This is a genomic window from Pseudomonas triticicola (genome assembly GCF_019145375.1).
Taxonomy (GTDB): domain Bacteria; phylum Pseudomonadota; class Gammaproteobacteria; order Pseudomonadales; family Pseudomonadaceae; genus Aquipseudomonas; species Aquipseudomonas triticicola.
Map to the genome: position 1 here is coordinate 769,925 of NZ_JAHSTX010000002.1, position 18,391 is coordinate 788,315.

General features: G+C 60.4%; 10 protein-coding genes. 5 read left to right on the forward strand and 5 right to left on the reverse strand.

The features are described from left to right. Window positions 1–2 precede the first annotated feature (2 nt). Genes KVG85_RS25370 through KVG85_RS25380 form a run of 3 tightly spaced genes read left to right on the forward strand, consistent with a single transcriptional unit; the run spans window position 3 to window position 2,557 of the window. Window positions 3–1,220: a hypothetical protein gene (locus KVG85_RS25370; RefSeq protein WP_217865335.1), complete on the forward strand. Its 1,218-nt coding sequence runs from the start codon at window positions 3–5 to the stop codon at window positions 1,218–1,220. A gap of 44 nt (window positions 1,221–1,264) precedes the next feature. Then, complete coding sequence (locus tag KVG85_RS25375) at window positions 1,265–2,008, forward strand: molecular chaperone (RefSeq protein WP_217865336.1); 744 nt, start codon at window positions 1,265–1,267, stop codon at window positions 2,006–2,008. Between the two features lie 33 nt (window positions 2,009–2,041). After that, the gene (locus KVG85_RS25380) at window positions 2,042–2,557 is read left to right on the forward strand and encodes a CS1 type fimbrial major subunit (protein ID WP_217865337.1); all 516 of its coding nucleotides are present in this window, start codon (window positions 2,042–2,044) and stop codon (window positions 2,555–2,557) included. A gap of 90 nt (window positions 2,558–2,647) precedes the next feature. Here KVG85_RS25380 and KVG85_RS25385 read toward each other — a convergent pair whose 3' ends face one another. From KVG85_RS25385 to KVG85_RS25395, 3 genes are all read right to left on the reverse strand, one after another. Further along, a complete protein-coding gene (locus KVG85_RS25385; RefSeq protein WP_217865338.1) occupies window positions 2,648–7,639 on the reverse strand; it encodes a dermonecrotic toxin domain-containing protein in 4,992 nt (1,663 codons plus the stop codon). Between the two features lie 186 nt (window positions 7,640–7,825). Continuing rightward, window positions 7,826–10,945, reverse strand: a complete 3,120-nt coding sequence (locus KVG85_RS25390; protein WP_217865339.1) for a transglycosylase domain-containing protein — start codon at window positions 10,943–10,945, stop codon at window positions 7,826–7,828. Between the two features lie 1,291 nt (window positions 10,946–12,236). After that, a complete protein-coding gene (locus tag KVG85_RS25395) occupies window positions 12,237–12,695 on the reverse strand; it encodes an REP-associated tyrosine transposase (protein ID WP_217865340.1) in 459 nt (152 codons plus the stop codon). A 472-nt stretch (window positions 12,696–13,167) separates the two neighbouring features. Here KVG85_RS25395 and KVG85_RS25400 point away from each other — a divergent pair, with 472 nt between their 5' ends. Next, window positions 13,168–14,589: an amino acid permease gene (locus KVG85_RS25400; RefSeq protein ID WP_217865341.1), complete on the forward strand. Its 1,422-nt coding sequence runs from the start codon at window positions 13,168–13,170 to the stop codon at window positions 14,587–14,589. Window positions 14,590–14,667: 78 nt separating this feature from the next. On the opposite strand, the gene KVG85_RS25405 is transcribed toward KVG85_RS25400, so the two are convergent. Both KVG85_RS25405 and KVG85_RS25410 read right to left on the reverse strand, forming a co-directional pair. Then, window positions 14,668–16,287 carry an FMN-binding glutamate synthase family protein gene (locus KVG85_RS25405; RefSeq protein WP_217865342.1) on the reverse strand — a complete coding sequence of 540 codons (1,620 nt, stop codon included), beginning with the start codon at window positions 16,285–16,287 and terminating at the stop codon, window positions 14,668–14,670. Between the two features lie 158 nt (window positions 16,288–16,445). Beyond that, entirely contained in the window at window positions 16,446–17,246 is an 801-nt protein-coding gene (locus KVG85_RS25410; RefSeq protein ID WP_122691340.1) for a helix-turn-helix transcriptional regulator, read from the reverse strand. A gap of 124 nt (window positions 17,247–17,370) precedes the next feature. Here KVG85_RS25410 and KVG85_RS25415 point away from each other — a divergent pair, with 124 nt between their 5' ends. After that, on the forward strand, window positions 17,371–18,192 hold the full coding sequence (locus KVG85_RS25415; RefSeq protein ID WP_217865343.1) for a carbon-nitrogen hydrolase family protein: 822 nt from the start codon (window positions 17,371–17,373) through the stop codon (window positions 18,190–18,192). The last annotated feature ends 199 nt before the right edge of the window (window positions 18,193–18,391 follow it).

Sequence of the window (18,391 nt, forward strand, 5' to 3'; positions counted from 1 at the left end):
ATATGAAAATCTTCCAGGCAAGCTGCGCGCTGGCGCTGGCTTTGGCCATGTCTACCGCCCATGGGTTCACTCAGGAAATCCGTGCGACGTTTCAGCCTGACCCGACGCAGCCAGGCAAGAATCTGTTCGTCAACAAAACCCCCAACAGCGGCTACTGCGCAAGCTACCCGGCGCAATGCGCCGACCACAACATGTTCAGCATCGAGATGCCTGTACGGTTCGATTCCACACGCTTCATCTCACGCGGTGAATCGATGCTGGTGAAAGCCCCGGCCAACTGGCGGCAATTGACAGTAACCAATGCGCAAACGCAGGAAACCGAAACCGTCGAAGTGCGCATCATCGGTATCGGCTCCACTTACGTCCTGGACGATTCCGCGACCAACATCACCGGCGCGTCAACCCCGGCTGAAGCGCATGACAAATTATGGGACTCCAGCGGTTGGGTTTATGTGCCGGAACCCTGCCGTTACAGCGGTGTGGCGTCCTACGGTACGCACAGTTATCGCTTCTTCTGGAAGACCCCGGTGCAAACTGGTTGCTCCAAAAATGTCGCTTACCGTCTCTCGTCAATAGCTTTCGACAAGATGGATTTTACTTATGAACTGAGAACCCCCAATCCGCTGGGCATGTCTACCGGACAATATACCGGTTCCCTTACTTACACCTTGGGACCCGCCCGCGATTTTGTTATGGGCGGCCTCTATCATCAGCCGGACGACCCCACGTTGACCCTGGATTTCGTCCTCGACGTGCAACACACCCTCAAGGTCGATCTGCCTCCCGGCGGCACTCGGGTTACGCTCCAGCCGGTGGGCGGCTGGGAGCCGTGGATCAACAGCGGACGCAAACCCACGCGGATATTTGCCGACCAGGTCTTCTACATTTCGGCCTCTTCGCGTTTCAAGGTCATGTTGTTGTGCAGTTCCCAGGGCGGAAATATCTGCAACCTGGGTAGCCCTTCGGGCGATAGCTCTCAGGTTCAAGTCAGGATGAGTCTGCCGCCAGGCATCATTGGCCCCGGCGGCGGTCCGGTGAACCGGATCTCCCTGGATTTCAACCGCTGGTCAGCGCCTTTTCAGCCTGGAGTGTATGTGGAGAACAAGCCTGGGTATCTGCATTTCGACATGGACCCGAGAGACATCGACTTTTTGCTCAGGCCGGGCAAGAACGACCGTCTGCGCGGTAACGTCACCATCATCTGGGATTCGGAAGTATGAGCGTCCCGGGCCGGTTTCACTCAACGTTCTTGGAGTTCAACACGATGAACCGTGGTCTTTTGCTGGGCCTGCTCAGCGTTTTTTGCCTGCCGGCGCAGGCCGGGCCGCAGATTAATGTCGGCACCGTTTACGACTATCTGGAAGCCGACAAGAGCACCTATCTCAAGCGGGTCTTCAATAGCGGTGACGCCACCGCATTCGTCAAGATCAATGTGCTCGAAATCGTTTACGACGACGCCGGCACGCCCAAGGAAATTGCTGTCGAGAATGCCGCCGATGGCGCCTCGCGCAACGGTCTGATGGCCAGCCCGGCGCGGCTGATCGTCCCGGCTCAAGGCATGCAGGGCACACGCTTGCTGTACATGGGAGAACGGGACCGGGAGCGTTATTTCCGCGTGCGCTTCGTCCCCGTGGTGCCGGAAAAGGAAGACGATTTTGTGGTCACCGGTGAAGAGCGTGAGGATTACAAGAAGTCATTGTCGGCCGGGGTCAACGTCATGACCGGGTTTGGCACCATCTTCTTCGTCCGCCCCAAGGACGCGCGTTACGCCACGGCAATCAACGAAAGCGAGAGTCGCTACGAACTGCGCAACAACGGCAATACCGTGGTGATTGTCGACGAGTTCAAGAGTTGTTCGCTGAGCAAGGAAAGCGATTGCGGGGCGACCACCAAACACCATGTTCTGGCAGGTAAATCCTTTGCCTTCGACAAGGAAAAAGGCCGTGAGTACCGCTTCTTTCTGATCGAAGGCAGCGACAAGAAAACCATGAAAGTCGCCAGCCGCTAGGCCGGTTTTCCATTGACGCATCAGGTAGCCAACATGATCAAGCAATGTACCGCCGCCCTACTGGCGGGCGCCACCGCGTTGACCGCAGCTGTGACGTGGGCCGCCCGGGAGGAGCACACCTTCGAAGTGTCGCTCAACATTCCCAGTCGGCCGTTCTACGTCATCCCGGTGGAACCGGACTGGATTCACCGTCCGCAGCTACTGGCCTGGCACCACGCCACGGACAGCCTGGGCAAGCTGGAAAAATATTTCGATATGCGGCATGACAGCAGCGCCATCGAGGCGCGTCTCGCCACCGACCCGTTGATTGACACTGGCCGCCCGGGTGAGTTGATCGAATTGCGGGTGACGTTCAATGACGTCACGCTGAGTTCGCACATCACCCCGCAGCAAGTGCTTTCGAAAGAAGAGGCCGCTGTCGGTAAACGTGTGCTGCTGAAAATCGAACCGATCAAACCGCCGGGTGGCTACCGCCCCGGGGAGTACAGCGGCAACGTAGTGCTTTTTTTTAACGCCAGCGCGCCAAACGGCAATGACGCGGATGCCTGAATGTCGTGCGAGGGGGTATCGCAAGCGACGAACGTCCCTCGGGGCACATTCGGCCAGCCTGAAGCGCTCGCCGAATGCTGCGGGATCGTTTCAGAGCCCGGCCCGCTCAAGCGCTTCGCGACTCAGGGCGCGGGATAGCTCGTTGCGCTCGTAGCTGATTTTCTCGGCCAGCTTCCTGTACTCCCGGGTGCTGCTGAACACTTGGCTGTCGAGCTGACGGGATTGTTCTTCGAACAGGCGCAGATTCTCCTGATAGCGGTCAGGATAGGTATCGCGCAGGTAGTCCGCCCAGAAAGGATCGGTATAGAGGTCGATCATGCCGTTGACCAGGCCATCACCCTGTTCGCGCTGGATGATTCTCTGGTAAGCCGCGTTGAGCATTTCCTCGGTCACACCGGCCCGAGGCTGAACGGGCATGCCCTGCGCATGCCAGGGCAACTCCAGACGCTCGCCCAGGCCTGCTTCGAACGCCCGATGAATCTGTATTTCGTCAGGGGCCGGCAGGCGCGGATCGATCAGGTGTTGCTGTTGCTGGCGACTGACCTCCATGGCGGCCTCATCGCTGACCCGATCAAGTCGCGCCGCGCTACGCGCCAGGCGCACGAGTCTGTCTTCCAGTTGCGCGGCCGTTGTCGTTTCGTTGTAGGCCTTGGACACCAGGACTTTGAGCCCCAGTGAGTTGAACAGCTGCGGGCCAAGATCAGGGCAGTCCTGCGCAGCCACGTTCTGCTCGAAGAGCTTTTTGCGCAGATTTTCGTCGAGCGCCGCCGCATCGATCATGTCCCAGACCCGTGCGGTCAGGTTCCGACGCCCCGAGTCAGTTCCGTAATCGGCGGATTCGCGCTGCTTGCGGATCACGCTGAAAAAACCGGCTGAGTCAGGCTCGGCCATCAGGTCATGCCACGACTGCTCGCGGTATCGGCTGAACGCTGATGAGGGGGGCAACGGATCAGCATTGGCGGGCATCAACTTCCAGTAATCAAGCTCATCGGCGGCGGCGTATGAGTAACCCGGTACGACGCTCAACCCTACCGACTGGCGATACTCGCCAAGACGCCGCAACTGGTCACTGTCGAATTTGGCGACACTGATTCGTGCGCGAGCAAGCAGGCGCGCCTGATCGCTACCGGGTTCGACGCGGGGCAGGGTGTCGAGCGGATTGTCCCGCATGTCCAGGTAAAACCCTTTCGGGCGCTGCCGTATCTGTCCGTCGACTTCAAGCCACCCCGTCGGCCAATCGCGAATGCGCGTATTGACCAGGTTCAGTTCGACCAGTTGCTCCATGCGGCCGATATCCGGCGGCACACGCAGGTTGTTGCCGTTGAGATTCAGGCTCTGCAAGCGGGTGAGATTGCTCAGGCGCGTTCGTGAGTCATAGGTCAGTTCAATGCTGTTGTGCGACAGATCCAGTGTCTGCAGCTGAGGCATTTTCCCGAGGGCAGCCGGCATCTCCTTGAAGCCGCAGCGCTGGGCACTCAATTGCCGCAGATTGGGGAAACTCGCCAGCAGGCTGTCCGGCGTGGTTGAAAGCGCAATGTTGGCGATGTTCAGTCCGGTAATCCGGTCGAAGTATTGCTGCATTCCGGGGCGCCGTTGCAAGTCGCGCCACCATGTCTCAAGGTTCGATAACGGCAGTTCGGATGAAAGGTCCAGCGTATACCCTTGTTCCGGATGCGGGTTGCTTGCGCCGGGCCGCTCGTTGTCGCGTTTGAAGCATTTCCTCAACTGCTGCTCTATGTACCCGCCGCCCTCGCGGACGAAATCCGTTGGCAGCGCGACCATTTCCCCGTTTTCTTCAATGACAGGTGTGTAACTGCTACGCCAGCTGTCGAGGGCGTTGTCGAGCATTTCGCGTTCGCGCTCAAGGTCGGCGATTGCTCTTTCGCTATTGCCCTTTTTCTCGAGCGTCATCAGGAAACTCGCCATCTCTCTATCGTTCAGTTTCGGATACAACTGTCTGAGCCGTTGCTCGGGGGTTTTGGCCGTCCATGGCCAGCCCCGTAGCAGAATTTCCGTTTCGCGGGGGGCGACCGCTCGAATCGGCGGTTCTGCCAGGGCAATCCGGCGTTCGGCAGGCGGCGCGCACTGTTCCATGATCCACAGTTTCAAGGCGCGGCCCTGACCGCGCTGATAGCCGGTACTCGCCAGCGTTTCGAGCGGTACGGCGCGCAGGATGGCTTCATGGAAATCGGTACTGTCATGCAGCACCTGACCCTTGGCGTCGCGCACTTCATAGCGGCCTTCTCCACGCCTGAGCAGCTGCCTCACAGTGCTGGCGTCCTGCGGCCCGACACTGCAGCGCAACGGACCGTGCGGGCTACCGTCGAACACTTCGATGCGCAGGTCGGCAAAGGTGTCGGTGTGGATTTTCATGGTGTTGAGCGCCAGGCGTTCGGTCTGTTCGGTCATCAGATCGTCCCGGTAAAAACCGTCGTACGCGCGACTGGCCGACGCCTCGAAATCCAGCTCCCGGGCCTGATTCTTCAGGCGTAGCGGCAAGTGCTGTTCCTCGCTGATGCGTTGCCGTTCGGCAGCACGAGCCTGGCTCAGAACCGTCTCGGCCAAGGGCAACGGCAGATCCGGAAACGACTCTCTGATCACGGCAATGTCGGTGTCGCCGCTGCGCTGCCCGGCCTGGTACAGGTGGCGGGCCACGCTGCTGCGCTGCTCTTTCAGCGCGTCGGCCAGTTGACTGCGCAGGACTTCGACCCGTTGCTCGGCAGTGACCATCGGGCCGAGCAGATGATTGAACTCGTCGTCGCGCAGGAACCCGGCGACCCGCTCCGGCAAATTCCCGGCGTTGAGATCGGCCTGGCTGATGCGCAACGTGTCGGCTGCGGAGGCCAGCGGGTTGCCGTATTTATGCGAGTAGCCGGTCAGGTCCTGACGAGCGAAGACCTCCAGCGCGCGTCGCGGCGGCCAGCCCGGCAGGCTGGTCAGCATCGGCTCCAGCCATACCGCGTCGGCATCGATCGGCTTGCCGCTACGCAGATTCCGCCCAGCCTCGATGACATCCTCGTACGCGCTGACGCGCCTGACCGTGTCGACCAGCAGCGGCGGTGGCGGGTTGTTGTCGCTGTGCATGCGGCGCAGTTCATCGTGGCTGGTGCCGCTGCTGCGCCGGATGTCTTCCAGTTGCGCAGGGGTAAAGCGCTCGACGCTGTGGCCCAGGCGAGGCATCAGCCGGGCGTCCGGCCAGTCGCCCGGCGATTCTGCTTCATGCACCCAGGCGCCGTGACCGTTGTGTTCGATCCGTGGCTGGTAGGCATTTTCTCGATTCGGATGTTTGATCCGGTGGGTTTTGCTGGTGGCATCGGTCGAGGCTTTTTCCACCACATAGAGCTTGCCTTCCAGCGGCAGGACGCTTCCGCTGGCATGGGGATGCAGGCCGTGACGATCGGGCTTCGATTGCGCTGCCAGGCTCAGCTCGTCACGTGCATAAGGGCCGAGGTCGCGATGCCACAGGCTCGGTTTGCCGTCGGGCAATTTGACCTGTTGCATGGCATCGACCCGTGGTGAGAGTTTTATCCGCAACGTTTCGCCAATCTGCGCGCCGGCGCCGAACGCCGCCAGTTGAATGACATCGGTCACCACACTGATCACGTGTCCGGCAGCTTCCTCCCAGACGCCTTCGGCCAGATCAACGATGCCTTCAATCACATCGCTGGTCAGTTGATAGGCGGTATAGGCCATCATCACCTCGCCGAGACCAGGCACAAAGGGCGTGGCAATCAGCAGGGCGACGTTGAAGATGTCCGAGACGATCCGCTTGAAGTTGTCCCACCACGCCCAGCGTGCGTTGCTGTCGGCATCGGCGGTAGAGACAGCGATTTGCCGCGCATCGTTGATGATCTTGTTGAGTTTCTGCTGGTAGACATGTCGCCAGTAATCGCCCTGCAACGGCAAGCGCGTGAATTGCAGCCTGGGCTTTTCCACCGGGTCCTTGCGCCACACCGGGCGCTGGTCGGTGCTCTGCTCGCGCACGTGATGGCGGACGACGAACAACCGCTGTTCGAGTTCGGCAAAGAAATGCCCACGTTGCTGCTGATCGACGAACTGGCTGAAGAATTGCCGGTACGTCTGCCCGGTCGAGGCGCTCAGACGGTCCTCGCGCAACTGCCGAGTCAGCTCTTCACGAAACGCCGCCAGCGACTCGTACTCCTTGAGTGGATGATCCGGGTCGTGCGGCACGTAGACGATCAGGCGGCGAACGCCACGACTGTCGGGGTGGCCATGCATCAGCAACAGAATGCCGGTCAGGCGGGTGCCGAGCATGGACAGGTCATTGCAGCGAATCGAACGATTGTTGAGCCGCAAGCGCGGGTTTTCCTCTGTGCTGAAGCTGAGCACCATCCTGAAGGTGTCGTACTGGATCTCTGCCTTGAGCAAGGCGATGAGCGCCGCGACGGCGAGGGCATCTTTGAGGCTGGCGCTGACCTTGTATTGCAAAAGGCTCTCGGCCAGCGCTTCGCCGGGCAGCAAGTAGCCCTGCAAGTGCCTGGCGTATTGCCCGCCCAGGTCGAGGTCGCGGCACAGTGTCTGGAACTGGCTGATGGGCATTTGGTTTTTGAGCGGCAAGACGTCGAAGTGTCCGCGCGCATCAGGCTGGCTGATGTAATCCGAACCTGCACCGACCGTCTCGTTGGCGGCAAAGTTGTGCAGAGCGGCATCGAGCAGCGAGACCGTACGGGTCGTCGAACCGTCGATCACGTCGATTGCATACCAGGGACTGCTGGCGGGAATGTACAGGCGCAGCCAGGTCTTCCTGACGTCCGGCTCGATACCATGGCATTGCTTGATCCTAGCTTTGAGCAGCGGCTCGGCGAAGGCGTACAGGTCGGTCCTGGCCAGCAGATGATCGACCTTGTTCTGCGATTCCCAAGCCTTGAGGTTGGCGGCGGCGAGTCGGCTGGCAAACGTACCGGGCGCGCTGTACCAGGTTTCCCGCTTCAGTGGCGTGGCGGCGAGGGCCAGGCTGCGGCTGAGAGTCGCCGCTTTGAACGGCGCGCTGACAGCCGATTCGATGAACGCGTAATGCCGGCCTTTGTCGGCGGCTTCGGCAGGCTGAGGGGAGTCAGACATGGCCAATCATCCTTGATTGTTTGAGGGATGATCAGCGTACCGGCGGCAGGGCAAAACAAAAGTTCAAAGATCGGGAGCCAAACGGGTGATCGCCTCAGCGATGCGACAAGAATTCGAATCGGAACAATGCACGAATACCACCTTTCCCGCCGATACCCTTCGGCGCAACGTGCATGCCACGTTCGGTCAGTGCAGCGCCGATGCCACCACGGGCGCCTGTGGCGGTTGGCACTGCGAGTCGCTGCCTGGTTGCAGGTACGGCGTGAGAATCGGTGCCATGCCCTTGAGCACTTGCGTGGGCAGGGCCGAGGTGAACTTGAAGTTCTCTGCCGAGCGCCCCGGGACGAACGCGGTAAGCGTGCCGAAATGGTGATCGCCGATGTAGAACACGAAAGTCGCCGTGCGGTTGATCGACTTCGAACTGATGATCCGCCCGCCGGAGCCGATCGCCGCAATGCGGTTGTCGCCGGTGCCGGTTTTGCCGCCCATGGCCAGCGGCGTGCCGTCGGGCAATTTGAAACTGCCCGACAACCGTTTGGCGGTACCGGCATCGACCACTTGCGACAGCGCCTCGCGCATGGCTCTGGCCACTTCCACCGGCATCACCCGTTTGCCCACGTGCGGGTCGTTGACCAGTCTGGTTTCGTAGGGCGTATCGGCGGCGAAATGCAGGCTGTCGATGCGCAGCGTCGGCATGCGTACGCCGTCGTTGAGGATGGTGCCGATCAGCTCGGCGAGCGCGGCGGGACGATCGCCTGAACTGCCGATGGCGGTGGCCAGTGACGGCACCAGGTGATCGAACGGGTAGCCGACTTTCTGCCAGCGCTGATGAATGTCGAGGAACGCTTCGATCTCGAGCATGGTGCGAATGCGGCTGTCGCGCGCGCCCTTGTGCCGGCTCTTGAACAGCCAGCTGTAGACTTCCTGGCGCTCGAAATGACTGGCTTTGACGATCTCGCTGAAGGTCGCTTCCGGGTGATGCAGCAGATAACCCATCATCCACAGATCCAGCGGATGTACCTTGGCGATGAAACCCTGGTCGGGCAAATCGTAACTGCCGGGGCCATAGGAATCGTAAAGGCGGATCAGACGCTCGTCGGTGAGTTTTTCGTTGAGCTTGGTGCCCTTGAGGTGCGAGCGTACGAACCGGTTGAAATCTTCCTGACTGGCCTCCGGCAGCAGATAGCGATGCACCGCCGCCATGCGGATCGGCGTCGGGCGCATGCTGTCGAGGAAAGTTTCCAGGCGCGCCTGGGTGTCCTTGTTCTTGTACTTCTTCCAGAACTTGAGCAGGAACGAGGTGCCTTCGCGGTCGGCGAAACTGGCCAGGTATTCCTGACGGCGCGGGTCGCGGTCATCCTTGAGCAATTCGCCGTTGGGGCCTGAGTAGGTGGTGTAACGGACGATGTCGCGCATCAGCCGGATGAACGGCAGGTTGATCGACTCGCGCAGCGAATCGCGCAGGGTCGGCAGGCGACCGTTGTCCTCTTTGCGGAAGTTATGAAAGGTGTGCAGCCCACCGCCGGTAAAAAACGCCTCGCCGGGGCTCGCCGAATATTTGCGATCCAGCGCGGCGCCGAGCAGCTTCGACAGGTCGTGATCCTTGTTCTGGATCAGGTAGTCGATGACCCAGCGGCTGAGGCGGTCCTGATCGGGCACTTCGACTTTTTTCAATTCCGGCCCGCTCATCGCGCCGTACTTGTCGTGCAGCTCGGCGACGATTTGCAAGTAGGTGGTCAGCACACGCATTTTCGCCGTCGAGCCGAGTTCGAGCTTGCTGCCTTCGTTGATGTCGAACGGCTGATCGGTGCTGTCGGTCTGCACGCGTACGCGCGAGCCGTCCGGGGTCAGTTCGAACAGGGTGAAGCTGTAGCGTACTTGCGTGGTGCTGGTCGGCGTCAGCAAGCGTTCGCCGAGCAGGCCGATTTCCGCAGCGTAGGCTGGGTCGGCAAGTTTTTTCAGATAAGCCGTGGCCTGCGTTTGCAGATCGCCCTGCAGGGTGCTGGTGGCTGACAGGTCGAGACGATCGAGGTCGTAAAGCGGCCGGTTGAGCATGCTCGCCAGACGACTGCGGGCGACGCTGATGCCTTTGTTGGTTTCGATCGGCTGCATGGTCGGCTGGGTCTGCCAGTCACGGTACGAGACGGTGCTTGCGAGCGCAGCGTCGGCCAGAGCGCTGTCGATCACGCCGTTCTGCTTGAGCAGGCGCAGGTGGCTGTCGGTGAGGCTGGCCAGTTCGTCGCGGCCCTTGGTCAGGTAATGCGAAGGACGGCGCTGGGCGATCATCAGCGAGAGCATTTCACGCAAGGCCAGGCCTTTGGCGGCCATGGTCTGCGGGTCGGTCGCCGGGCTGTTCAGTTGCTCGTTGGCCTTGTTGAAATCGCTGCCGTACCAGACTCGCAAACCTTCGGCCATGCCGTGCACTTCACCGTGGCCGGGCACCGCCGAGAGCGGCACGCTGTTGAGGTAGTCGCGCACGATGTTCTGCCGCGAACCGAGGGTCTCTGGGCCATCCTGATAGGCGCGCACGCTGGCGGAAATCATCTGGCGGATCTTCTCCGCGCCCGATACGGTGAGGCCGTCGGGCGAGTGGCGATACTTCTCCAGTTGCGTTGCCAGGGTACTGCCGCCGGCCGATTGCCCGGGCAGGCGCAGCAGTTTCGCCACTTGCGACCACGCGGCCATGCCGAAGCGCGGCCAGTCCACCGCCGGGTTGGCCAGCGGCTGTTTCGGGTCGAGGAGAAAGCGGTTTTCGATGAACAGCAGGCTGCTGACCACCACCGGCGGAATCGCCGCGAAGTCGGCATACAGTTGCTGCGGATAGTTGTATCGATATAGCGGCGCGCCTCGGCAATCGGTGATCGACAGCCCGGCCTGGATCTTTTCCGAATACGGCACGAACAGGCCTTTGTCGGTGTAACCGAGCAGGGCGGGGGAGAAGCGCGTCTGCTCGGTGATCACATAGTTGCGCTTGAGCAGGCGCGGCAGGAATTCGTCCAGGGAGCTGTAACCCAGGCGCAAATCGAACGGCCCGTTGCCCGGATAACGAATCGCTTCGCTGGGGCCGGGTTCAAGCTTGTAGGTCAGCGAAGCGGCGTACTGGCTCAGCTCCCGCGCCTGAAAGCGCGAGGTGCGCATTTCCTTGGACGCGGCGAGTCCCACCACTACCGCGATGATCAGAAACAGCAACCAGAAAGCCTTCCACCCGTGCCGCTGGCGACGGGGTTTTTCAGGGACAGGCGCTTCATTCACACGTTCAGTCTGAACCACGGTTTTACTCGAATCGGTTTGCCACAAAGCGCCCATAGTCGACTGATCCATTCACGCAGATTGATCGGACTTGTCTGAAGCTTAGACGGTGCTTGGAGCCGGTGAAAAAAATGTGAAGAGCGGACGCGGCGCTTTGTCTGAATAAAACTGGAACACACCCTGTGGCGAGGGGATTCATCCCCGTTGGGCTGCAAAGCAGCCCCAAAACCTGCCAGGACGGTTTCTACAGGCACACCGAGTGTGAGGAAGTTGCGACTGCTGCGCAGCCGAGCGGGGATAAATCCCCTCGCCACAGGGATGCTGTTCATATCCCGGGATGTTGTCTGTGTGAGGAAAGGATTCAGATGGCTAGCAGATCTATCTGCCATGCAGGGACTCCCTGTGGCGAGGGGATTCATCCCCGTTGGGCAGCGAAGCGGCCCCAAAACCTGCCAGCACGGTTTCTACAGGCACACCGAGTGTGAGGAAGTTGCGACTGCTGCGCAGCCGAGCGGGGATAAATCCCCTCACCACAAGGATGCTGTTCATATCCCGGGATGTTGTCTGTGTGAGGAAAGGATTCAGATGGCTAGCAGATCTATCAGTCTTGCAGGGACTCCCTGTGGTGAGGGGATTCATCCCCGTTGGGCTGCGAAGCAGCCCCAAAACCTGCCAACACGGTTTACGCAGGCATACCGCATATCGGCAAATGGCGACTGCTGCGCAGCCGAGCGGGGATAAATCCCCTCACCACAAAGATACTGTTCACAACCCCATGATGTGTCTGTGTGAGCAATGGACTCCCTGTGGCTAGCAGATTTATCAGTCTTGCAGGGACTCCCTGTGGCGAGGGGATTCATCCCCGTTGGGCAGCGAAGCGGCCCCAAAACCTGCCAGCACGGTTTATGCAGGCCCACCGCGTGTCAGCAAGTTGCGACTGCTGCGCAGTCGAGCGGGGATAAATCCCCTCGCCACAAGGATGCTGTGCACATCCCGGGAAGTTGTCTGTGCGAGGAAAGGGCTCCCTGTGGCTGGCAGATTTATCAGTCATGCAGGGATTCCCTGTGGTGAGGGGATTTATCCCCGTTGGGCTGCGAAGCAGCCCCAAAACCTGCCAACACGGTTTATGCAGGCCCACCGCGTGTCAGCAAGTTGCGACTGCTTCGCAGCCGAGCGGGGACTTCCTGTGGCGAGGGGATTCATCCCCGTTGGGCTGCGAAGCGGCCCCAAAACCTGCCAGCACAGTTTCTACAGGCACACCGAGTGTGAGGAAATTGCGACTGCTGCGCAGCCGAGCGGGGATATCCCCTCACCACAATAAATACACCTTTCCATAGAGCTGTCGCGCTCAGAGCCACCAGGCATCCCAAAGCGGGTAGTCACCGAGGTTATCGACCAGCCCGGCTCGCAAGGGATTATTGATGATATAGCGGGCGATGGGCTCCAGGTCCTCGCCGTCACGGATCGCACGGTCGTGGTAGCCGGTTTGCCACAGCGATCCGTGACGTCCGGTTTTTCTGTTAACCGCATGCGTACAGCGAGCCTTTACACCGCCAATGACTTCGCCAAGTGAGCCGCGTTGTAATTGCATCAGCCAATGAAAGTGGTCAGGCATGACAACCCAGGCGATGGATTGCGCGACTCCTTGCTCATGAACCCGGCGTAGTTCTGCAACCAGTAATCGGCCGGTCTGCCAATCAGAAAATACGGGCTGGCGTTCGTGGATGACAGAGGTGATGAAATAGGCACGACCGTTTTCCGAGAAACGACCTTGGCGCAAACGGTGGGAATTGGGACGGACTGGCATGTGAGCTTCCTTGCATGTGCTCCTGGCTTTTTCAAAGGTTAGTGGTTGCCTGCCCCGGTCGGCGCCGCAAGTGTTGAGCGAAATTTCTGAATCCGTCGGGCGATTTATCCGTGATCAAGCGAGGCGAGACATCACACAGTGGATCAAATGCCCTAGGGCTGAAACATGACGCTGCACCATCGCTGTGCAATACTTCGCGGCTTTTTCAGTGGCGACTTTTCCTACGTAATGCAGGTAATGCCTCTCCGCAGAACCCACTATTGCCGAGAGTTGTCGCTGAATGTTGTGACTTTTAGAGTGAAAAATCCTGCCCTGAGCTTTTTATACTGCACGCCCCGCTGATCTTTCAGGCCCGCCCTGCAAGACGCGTCAGCCCACGAAGCAGACGCGGTTTCCTGCCCAGCCAAGGCCTATCGGCCGACGCTTCGAAACCCGGTGGTCATATCCAATAACAAGACGAGGTTGTACCCCTATGCCAGTTGGCAATCCTCAGCCGCACGGCGACACCGCTTCGGGCGGTCCGCTCAAACGTGAACTCGGCGAACGGCATATCCGCCTGATGGCACTCGGTGCCTGTATCGGCGTCGGCCTGTTTCTCGGATCGGCCAAAGCCATCCAGATGGCCGGTCCGGCGATCATGCTTTCCTACATCCTTGGCGGTCTGGCGATCCTGGTGATCATGCGCGCCCTCGGCGAAATGGCCGTGCATAACCCGGTGGCCGGTTCGTTCAGCCGCTACGCGCAGGATTATCTCGGTCCGCTGGCAGGCTTTCTCACCGGTTGGAATTACTGGTTTCTGTGGCTGGTGACCTGCGTCGCGGAAATCACCGCCGTGGCGGTGTACATGGGCATCTGGTTCCCGGATGTGCCGCGCTGGATCTGGGCCTTGGCGGCGTTGATCAGCATGGGCTCGATCAACCTGATCGCGGTGAAAGCCTTCGGCGAGTTCGAATTCTGGTTCGCCCTGATCAAGATCGTCACCATCATCGCCATGGTCATCGGCGGCGTCGGCATCATTGCCTTCGGTTTCGGCAATGACGGCGTGGCGCTGGGCATTTCCAACCTTTGGGCGCACGGCGGATTCATGCCCAACGGCGTGACCGGTGTGCTGATGTCGCTGCAGATGGTCATGTTCGCCTACCTCGGCGTGGAAATGATCGGCCTGACCGCCGGTGAAGCGAAGAATCCACAGAAGACCATTCCTGACGCGATCGGCTCGGTGTTCTGGCGGATTCTGCTGTTCTACGTCGGCGCGCTGTTCGTGATTCTGTCGATCTACCCGTGGAACGAAATCGGCACCCAGGGCAGCCCGTTCGTGATGACCTTCGAGCGGCTGGGCATCAAGACCGCCGCCGGTATCATCAACTTCGTGGTGATTACTGCGGCGCTGTCGTCGTGCAACGGCGGCATCTTCAGCACCGGGCGCATGCTCTACAGCCTGGCGCAGAACGGCCAGGCCCCGGCCGGTTTCGCCAAGACCTCGAACAACGGCGTGCCACGCCGCGCGTTGTTGCTGTCGATTGCGGTGTTGCTGTTGGGTGTAGTGCTCAACTATCTGGTACCGGAAAAGGTTTTCGTCTGGGTCACCTCGATCGCCACCTTCGGTGCAATCTGGACCTGGGTGATGATCCTCCTCGCCCAGCTGAAATTCCGCAAAGGCCTGAGCGCCAGCGAACGTGCCGGCCTCAAGTACAAGATGTGGCTGTACCCGGTCAGCTCATACTTCGCCCTGGCGTTTCTGGTACTGGTGGTCGGCCTGATGGCGTACTTCCCGGATACCCGCGTGGCGCTGTATGTCGGGCCGGCGTTCCTGGTGTTGCTGACGGTGTTGTTTTACGTGTTCAAGTTGCAGCCGAATCAGGTTTCGCAAGACGCGGTGCGTTCGGTTTCGTAAGTTCAAACCGCTGAAAAAAAACAAAGCCCCGCTCGCAAGATCGGGGCTTTTTTGGTTCGCGTGAGCTGATCGCCAGTCTTACGCCGCTACCACTTCCTGCGGCTCAAAACTGTCCGCCCGCGCCATCTGCCACATCCGCGAATAGAACTCGCCGTTCACTTCGCCAGTAAGCAATTCCCCCGGTTTCAAAAACACATGCAACTGCGAGAACAGTTTGATCTCGGTTGCCGACATGCGACGCACCAGATGCTTGGCCGACAGTTGCGAAGGATGATCAAGCCCGGCGGCAGCGAGCATTTCCGCCAGCGCTTTGAGCGTGCTGCGATGGAAGTTGTAGACGCGCTGGGCTTTGTCCGGCACCACCAAAGCGCGTTGGCGCAAGGCGTCCTGGGTGGCGACGCCGGTCGGGCATTTGTTGGTGTGGCACGACTGCGACTGGATGCAGCCGATGGCGAACATGAAGCCGCGCGCCGAGTTGGCCCAGTCGGCGCCGATGGCCAGCACGCTGGCGATGTCGAAGGCGCTGACGATCTTGCCGCTGGCACCGAGTTTGATCTTGTCGCGCAGGTTCAGGCCGACCAGCGTGTTGTGCACGAACAGCAAGCCTTCGCGCATCGGCACGCCGATGTGGTCGGTGAACTCGACAGGCGCTGCGCCAGTGCCGCCTTCCTTGCCATCGACGACGATGAAGTCGGGAAGGATGCCGGTTTCCAGCATGGCCTTGGCAATGCCCATGAATTCCCACGGATGGCCAAGGCAGAACTTGAAGCCCACCGGCTTGCCGCCGGACAGTTCGCGCAGTTGCTGGATGAACTGCATCATCTCGATCGGCGTGGAAAACGCACTGTGGCGCGATGGAGAGACGCAGTCCTCGCCCATGAGGATGCCACGGGTCTCTGCGATTTCTTTGGTGACCTTGTGCCTGGGCAGGATCCCGCCGTGGCCGGGTTTGGCGCCCTGGCTCATCTTGATTTCGATCATGCGCACTTGCGGATTCTGTGCCTGTACGGCGAAGCGCTCCGGGTCGAAACGGCCGTCGCTGGTGCGGCAGCCGAAATAGCCGCTGCCCAGCTCCCAGGTCAGATCGCCGCCGTGTTCGCGGTGATACGGGCTGATGCTGCCTTCGCCAGTGTCGTGGGCGAAGTTGCCGAGTTTGGCGCCCTGGTTCAAGGCGCGGATGGCGTTGGCACTGAGCGAGCCGAAGCTCATCGCCGAAATATTGAAGATCGACGCCGAGTAGGGCTGCGTGCACTGCGGCCCGCCGACAGTGACGCGGAAACCGTTCGGGTCACTCAACGGCGCCGGGCGCATCGAGTGGCCGATGAATTCGAAGCCGGACTGGTAGACGTCGATCAGCGTGCCGAACGGTTTGTCAGCGGTTTCGTTTTTCGCTCGCGAGTACACCAGCGAACGCTGGGCGCGGGAGAAGGGCAGGGCGTCGCTGTCGGATTCGAGCAGGTACTGGCGAATCTCCGGGCGGATACCTTCGACCAGATAACGGATGTTGCCCAGAATCGGATAATTGCGGCGCACTGCATGGCGCGTCTGCAACAGGTCGAACACGCCGAGCAGGCTCAGCACCGCGGTGACGGCGCTGATCGGCCACAGCCAGTCATGTTCGAGAAAGGGCAGGCTGGCGAGAGTGAAAATCACGCAGACGGCAAAGAAGGCGTAGCGGCTCAGCAGCGACAGGCTCATACGGGTTCCTTGGTTCGGACTCAATTTTGTGCAACGGCACGCATTTCTGTGGGAGCGAGCCTGCTCGCGAAGACGGCGGACCAGCCAACCTTGATGTCGGCCATGAGGGCCTCTTCGCGAGCAGGCTCGCTCCCACAAAAAGCGTTAAGCACACTGTTTCAGGCGTTCTGCGCCTGCAGAAAAATCGAAAACAGCTCGGACTGGGATTTGATCCCCAGCTTGCTGTACATGTGTTTCTTATGGACTTTCACGGTTTCCACGGAGATTTCCAGCTTGCGGGCGATTTCTTTGCTGGAACAACCGCTGAGCATTAAACGCCCGACGTCCAGTTCCCGCGCGGTCAGTTGAGCGCCCTTGAGCTGTTGCACCGAGGCTTCCAGTTGCACCCGCCAGTCTGCCTGCGCAGGTGTGGCGGCGAGGGCCACGGTTTCGTTGATCTCGTACGGCAGACGCTGGCGCAACAGACCCAGCACCCACGGCTGAATCAAAGACAGCAAAGCGATCTGTTCGCCAGTGAAACGTTTTTCACTGCCCAGCGACAGGCACAGCGTGCGCTCGCCTTCGAGCTGGCAATTGAACTGGATTTCGTCGGCCACCACATTCAGACGAAAGTATCGCTGGTAGTACTCGGTCAGCTCGAAATGCTCCGGCGCGACTTCCGACAGGCGATACAGGCCGGTGCGCGACTGCTCGCGGCAGGCGATGTAGAACGGGTCGAGCAGATACAGCCCACGCAGATAATCCTGGAACAGCGGGTCCGGGCTGCCGTCCTCGCCGGGGCATTCGGCGAAGACTTGCGGATGCTGATCGGCGCTGAACAGCAGCACCACCCAGCTATCGAACGCCACGTACTGCTCAAGCAGGCGCACCAGTTGCGCCCAGAAATTCGGCTTGTCGAGCGCGTCGATCAATTGCCCGACGGCCCGGTGCCAAGTGATGTCATTCAACGAAAGTGTCATCGATCTACCCCTATCGGGTTACCCCGGCCGCGTGATTCCCTGGCCGGTTGCTTGCTGCGCATACTGGCCCACAGACAGGCACCGGGCAATCTTTCCGGGCCGGGCCACATAACAAGGGATAACCATGAAAGTCGAACTCGCCCAACTGGCGGGCCGTGACAACGACACGGCTTACAACCTGCAATGCGCACTGGCGGCGATTGCTGCCTGCGCGGCCGACACGCAGATGATCGTGTTCCCGGAAACCCACCTGATGGGCTTCCCCAACGCCGAAACCGTGGCGCAGATCGCCGAACCGCTCAACGGCCCGACCGTCAGCGCCGTGCTCGCGGCGGCGCGTGAGAAGGATATCGCCGTAGTGATCGGCATGGCCGAGAACGACAACGGCCGCTTCTACAACACCACGCTGCTGATCACCCCCGAAGGCATCGCCCTGAAATACCGCAAGACCCATCTGTGGGCGTCGGATCGCGGCGTGTTCGAAGCCGGCGACCGTTACGCCACCTGTATGTGGAACGGTGTGCGCGTGGGCCTGCTGATCTGCTACGACATCGAGTTCCCGGAAACCGCCCGCGCCCTGGCGCAACTGGGTGCGGAATTGCTCATTGTCACCAACGGCAACATGGACCCGTACGGCCCGACCCACCGCACCGCAATCATGGCGCGCGCCCAGGAAAACCAGGCGTTTGCGCTGATGGTCAATCGCGTCGAGGCGGGGGATGACGGCCTGGTGTTTGCCGGCGGCAGTGCGCTGGTCGATCCGCTGGGGACGCTGCTGTTCGAGGCCGGACGTGAACAAGGGCAGTTCAGGGTCGAGCTGGATTTCGCGCAACTGGAAATTGCGCGCAAGGATTATCGCTATCTGGATGATCAGCGTTTGAAGTTGCCGGGGGAGGTGGTGGAGCAGGCTTGCGGTGTTCGCGAGCTATTGATTCCACACCCATAACCGCTGCCCTCACCCTAGCCCTCTCCCGGAAGGAGAGGGGACTGACCGAGGTGTACTTTCGAGATACATCGACCTGAGATACCGAGTCGAACTCAGATATTGAAGTCCACATAGATCGGCTCCCTTTCCCCCTCGCCCCCTTTGGGGGAGAGGGCTGGGGTGAGGGGGGAACGATCTTCAGTCGAACAAAAATAATCAG

Coding starts and splice junctions, on each gene's coding strand:
- KVG85_RS25370 (WP_217865335.1), top strand. CDS start 3: ATGAAAATCTTCCAGGCAAGCTGCGCGCTGGCGCTGGCTTTGGCCATG.
- KVG85_RS25375 (WP_217865336.1), top strand. CDS start 1,265: ATGAACCGTGGTCTTTTGCTGGGCCTGCTCAGCGTTTTTTGCCTGCCG.
- KVG85_RS25415 (WP_217865343.1), top strand. CDS start 17,371: ATGAAAGTCGAACTCGCCCAACTGGCGGGCCGTGACAACGACACGGCT.
- KVG85_RS25395 (WP_217865340.1), bottom strand. CDS start 12,695: ATGCCAGTCCGTCCCAATTCCCACCGTTTGCGCCAAGGTCGTTTCTCG.
- KVG85_RS25380 (WP_217865337.1), top strand. CDS start 2,042: ATGATCAAGCAATGTACCGCCGCCCTACTGGCGGGCGCCACCGCGTTG.
- KVG85_RS25400 (WP_217865341.1), top strand. CDS start 13,168: ATGCCAGTTGGCAATCCTCAGCCGCACGGCGACACCGCTTCGGGCGGT.
- KVG85_RS25390 (WP_217865339.1), bottom strand. CDS start 10,945: ATGGGCGCTTTGTGGCAAACCGATTCGAGTAAAACCGTGGTTCAGACT.
- KVG85_RS25405 (WP_217865342.1), bottom strand. CDS start 16,287: ATGAGCCTGTCGCTGCTGAGCCGCTACGCCTTCTTTGCCGTCTGCGTG.
- KVG85_RS25410 (WP_122691340.1), bottom strand. CDS start 17,246: ATGACACTTTCGTTGAATGACATCACTTGGCACCGGGCCGTCGGGCAA.
- KVG85_RS25385 (WP_217865338.1), bottom strand. CDS start 7,639: ATGTCTGACTCCCCTCAGCCTGCCGAAGCCGCCGACAAAGGCCGGCAT.